The organism is Micromonospora sp. RV43, assembly GCF_001029515.1.
Taxonomy (GTDB): domain Bacteria; phylum Actinomycetota; class Actinomycetes; order Mycobacteriales; family Micromonosporaceae; genus Micromonospora; species Micromonospora aurantiaca.
Genome location: NZ_LEKG01000306.1, coordinates 1 through 4,438, shown reverse-complemented (window position 1 = coordinate 4,438; position 4,438 = coordinate 1). Strand labels below are relative to the sequence as shown.

The 4,438-nt window shown below is 74.2% G+C and carries 3 protein-coding genes; 1 reads left to right on the top strand and 2 read right to left on the bottom strand.

Going from position 1 to position 4,438, the window contains the following annotated elements; all coding sequences use genetic code 11:
- Positions 1-605: 605 nt before the first annotated feature.
- The gene (locus tag ABD52_RS36435) at positions 606-863 is read left to right on the top strand and encodes a DUF3040 domain-containing protein (RefSeq protein WP_047894749.1); all 258 of its coding nucleotides are present in this window, start codon (positions 606-608) and stop codon (positions 861-863) included.
- Positions 864-914: 51 nt separating this feature from the next.
- Here the strand turns inward: ABD52_RS36435 and ABD52_RS36430 are convergent, their stop codons facing one another.
- Positions 915-1,985, bottom strand: coding sequence for an SWIM zinc finger family protein (locus tag ABD52_RS36430; protein WP_047894748.1), 1,071 nt, complete (start codon positions 1,983-1,985; stop codon positions 915-917).
- A partial coding sequence (locus ABD52_RS36425) for a DEAD/DEAH box helicase (RefSeq protein WP_047894747.1) occupies positions 1,982-4,438 on the bottom strand: 2,457 nt, incomplete at its 5' end. The genes ABD52_RS36430 and ABD52_RS36425, both read right to left, overlap by 4 nt.

Genomic DNA, 4,438 nt, shown 5'->3' with positions numbered 1-4,438 from the left:
GTGGTGGACTGCCCGACCCACTGCGGGCCCTGGGCGGGGTGGGCGCCGGGGTGCGGCGCGTGCGGGTCGCGGTACCCGTCCGGATGGGGGTGCTGGTATCCGTCCCAGCCGCGGTCGTCCCGGGGTCGACGCGGTGGCACGTTCAGGTCGGCCATGTACCTATCCCGTTTTCTTCGAGCGCCGGCACGCCTGCCACCCGATGGGGGTCGGGGTGGCGCAGGGGCGGCGACGGTTGCCGGAGAAGTTGCCTACGGGAAAGTAGCCATGCCGTCCCGGCCGCTCAAGGCGCGCCGAACGCGCTCGTGAGCGCACTTAAGACGGCGCTCAGGCCCGCCGCGGAGGGCCCGCCGCGGCGGCGGGGGCGCGGCGGCGTCCGGAGCAGGGCCGACCCGGGCGCGCACCGCCCGGATGCGAGGTTTCGCACAGCGGCGACGCCGCCGGGGGCGTTCATTGCCTCACCGAAAATTAAGGTACGGATAAGCCTGCGCTGAGAACCTCGTTCCGCCTGTCCGGTCCGGCGAAACAGCAGCAGCGGCGGCGCGTGACCGGCCTCCGATCCGGGTATGCCGCCGAACCGCTGAAGCCGTGAGGGGAAGGGCACCGCCATGCTCAGCCAAGAGGATCAGCGCAGGTTCGAACAGATCACCCGTCATCTGCGGGAGAGTGATCCACGCTTCTTCGCCCGGTTGGACAGCCGGATCAAGGGCCGCCGGGGCCGGTACATGATGCTGTTGACGATCGTGCTGTGGGCGTCGCTGCCGGCGATGACAGTGCTCGTCGGACGGCTCGCCGGGGCGATCTGCGCGGTGATGCTCGTCGCCAACGCCGCAGTGATGTGGCGCTTCCGCCGCCGCCTCCTTTAGGTGCAAGGAAGGGCCCCTTATTAACGCTTCCGGTAGAGGAAGGGCCCCTTATTAACGCTCGCCTGCGGCCTCGCCGCGACCGAACTCCCGGTACGCCCGGCGCAGCCGCTCGGCCAGGCCCGGCCCACCGATCATGGCACCGGGTGAACCGAGCTGGCGCAACAGCAGCTCCGAGCCGGTGGCGAGCGTGGGCGGCCGGTCCGGCAGCGGCACAGGCGACAGCCAGAACCGGTCCGGTTCGGCTTCCGCCTCGACCGGCGGCAACCCGGCCAGGGCCCGCGCCGCGCCGACCACCGGCACACCGGCCGGCCCGGCGCCCGACTCCGGCCCGGCACCCGGGCCCGGCTCCGCGCCCGCACCGCCGTTTCCGCCCGCACCACCGGCCCCGCTCGCACCACCGGCTCCGCCGGCACCGCCGGTTCCACCTGAGCTGCCGGTTCCACCTGAGCTGCCGGCTCCGCCCGCACCACCGGCTCCGCCCGCACCACCGGCTCCGCCGGCACCGCCGGTTCCACCTGAGCTGCCGGCGTCGGCGCCGCGCAGCGTACGCAGCCGGTCGAGCAGTTCGGCACGGGACCGGCCGCGCCAGTGCAGCAGGTGGAACGGGTCCGCGTCGAACGCCTCGGCGAGCAGGTAGAACGTGGCCGCCAGATGTTTGCACGGCACCGCGAAATCCGGGCAGCCGCAGCGCTGGTCCAGCTCGCCGATCTCGGCCGGGAACAGCGGCGCGCCCGCCTCGGCGAACAGCTCCTCCAGTTCGGCCGGCAGGTCACCGGCGAGCAGCCGGGCGCTGAAGAACGCCTGCCCGGCCAGCTCCGATTCCAGTCGCCGCCACACCTTCGACGGGTACGCGGCCAGTCCGATCCGCACCGGGTACGGCCGTGGCCGGGAGCCCTGCACCTCGGCGGTGACCTCGCCCGGCGACACGTCCAGCCGGAGCACCTGCCCCCGCCGCGCGTACGCCCGCCCACGGGTGAGCCGGGAGCCGAGCGCGAACGACTCCAGCACCTCGACGAACCGCCGGGACCACCAGGCCTGCCCGATCGCGCCCCGGGTGCTGCGCGCCCGCAGGCCGCCCTCGACGCGCACCGGCGGACCGTAGTCGTCAAACCCGGGGCTCACTCGACCACCGCCCCGGACTCCAGCCGGAACAGGTCGCGCAGCGTGTCCGTGGACAGCTCGGTGACCCACTGCTCGCCGCTGCCCACCACCGACCGGGCCAGGCTGCGCTTGTCGGCGATCATCGCGGCCACCTTCTCCTCGACCGTGCCGGCGCAGACGAACTTGCGTACCTGCACGCGGCGGCGCTGTCCGATCCGGAACGCCCGGTCGGTGGCCTGGTCCTCGACGGCGGGGTTCCACCACCGGTCCACGTGCACCACGTGGTTGGCGGCGGTCAGGGTGAGCCCGGTGCCGCCGGCCTTGAGCGACAGGACGAACAGCGGCGGCCCCTGCGGCGACTGGAACCGGGTCACCATGGCGTCCCGTTCGGCCTTGCCGACGCCGCCGTGCAACAGCAGCACCTCCCGGCCGGTACGCGCCGACAGGTGCCCGCGCAGCATGCCGCCGAACTCGGCGTACTGGGTGAACAGCAGCGCCTTCTCCTCCGCCGCGAGTACCTCGTCGACGATCTCGTCGAGGCGTTCCAGCTTGCCGGACCGGCCGTCCAGCGCGGAGCCGTCGTGCAGCAGCTGGGCGGGATGGTTGCAGACCTGCTTGAGCCGGGTCATGGTGGCGAGCACCAGCCCGCGCCGCTCGATCCCGTCGCTGGACTCGATCTTCGCCATCATGTCGTCGACCACTGCGCGGTAGAGCGCGGCCTGCTCGGCGGTGAGGTTGCAGACCACCTCCATCTCCAGCTTCTCCGGCAGGTCGGTGATGATCGACGGGTCGGTCTTGAGGCGGCGCAGCACGAACGGGCCGGTGATCCGGCGCAGCCGCTCGGCCACCTCGGCGTCGCCGTGCCGCTCGATCGGTTCGGCGAAGCGCTTGCGGAACGTCGCGGCCGGTCCGAGCAGCCCCGGATTCGCGAACTGCATGATCGACCAGAGGTCGGCGAGCCGGTTCTCCACAGGCGTACCGGTGACCGCGACCCGGTGCCGCGCGGGCAGCGACCGGACCGCCTCGGCCTGGCGGGTCGCGGCGTTCTTGATCGCCTGCGCCTCGTCCACCACCACGCGGTGCCAGTCGACGCCAGCCAGCTCGAACGCGTCCCGGGCGGCCACCGAGTACGTGGTGAGCACCAGGTCCGCCTCGCCCACTGCGGCGGCGAAGCCCTCGCCCCGGGTGCGCTCGGCGCCGTGGTGCACGTGCACGCGCAGCCCCGGCGCGAACTTCGCGGCCTCCCGCTGCCAGTTGCCGACGAGCGACATCGGACAGACCAGCAGTGTGGGCCCGGCCTCCGGCGGGTCACCGGCGAGCAGCGCGAGCAGCTGCACGGTCTTGCCGAGGCCCATGTCGTCGGCGAGGATCCCGCCGAGTCCGAGCGACTGGAGGAACGCCAGCCAGGCCAGCCCGCGCCGCTGGTACGGCCGCAGCGTCCCGCTGAAGCCCGGCGGCGGGTCGGCCGGGGTGAGCCGCCGTTCCGCCTCACCTGCCAGCAGTTCGCCGAGTGCGCCGTCGGCGACCACGTCCAGCACCGGCAGCTCACCGGCCCGGTCGTCACCGGACAGTCCCATCCGCAGCAGGTCGGCCACTGTCAGCTCACCGGAGGAGCGCAGCAGCTTCAGCCCGGCCTCCAGCCGCTGCGGGTCCAGCTCGACCCACCGGCCGCGCAGCCGGACCAGCGGCGACTTCAGGTCGGCCAGCGACGCCAGTTCCTCGGCGGTCAGCGGCTCGTCGCCGAGCGCCAGCTCCCAGCGGTAGTCGACGAGCGCGTCCAGCCCCAGCTTCCCGGCGGTGGTGGCGACAGCGCCCGGGGCGGTACGGCTGCGTGCCCGCAACCGCGCCCCCAGCCGCGACGAGGAACGCCGCCACCACGACGGCAGCAGCACCCCGAACCCGGCCGCGTGCAGCACCGGCGCGCCCTCGCGCAGGAACCGGTGCGCGCCCTCGGCGTCCAGCTCCATGCCCTCGGGCGCGGCGGTACGCAGCGCGGCGTCCACCTCGGGCCACAGCCGGCTGGCCCGGCCCAGCTCGGCGAGAAGCGTCTCCTGCGGTTCCACGCCCCGGGCGGCGAGCGCCGGCGCGGGCCGCTGCCAGATGTGTGCGGCGTCCACCACGAGCCCCGGCTCGTCGGCCGGGTGCAGGCCGAACTCGACCCGCCAGGCGGCGTCCTCGACCAGTTCGGCGACCGGGTCGACGGCCGGCTCGACGAGGCGGAACGTGGCCCGTACCGCGCCGCCCGCGGCGTCGCGCTGCCAGGCGTCCAGCTCGTCGCGCAGCGTCGCCAGCGCGTCCGGCTCGGCCGGGAAGGCGCGCTCCGGGCCGGTCAGCGCGGCCAGCCAGCGCGGCACCGCGCCGACCGGACGCATCCCCCGGTGCAGCCGGGTGTCGGCGAGCGCCACCCGGGCGGCGGCGTCGACCAGCGCGTCCAGCGCCTCCGCGACCAGCTCGCCCGCCCCGATGTCGTCGGC

Bases quoted from the DNA above. Each gene is read 5' to 3' on its own strand.
- ABD52_RS36435 (WP_047894749.1), top strand. From the start codon at position 606: ATGCTCAGCCAAGAGGATCAGCGCAGGTTCGAACAGATCACCCGTCAT.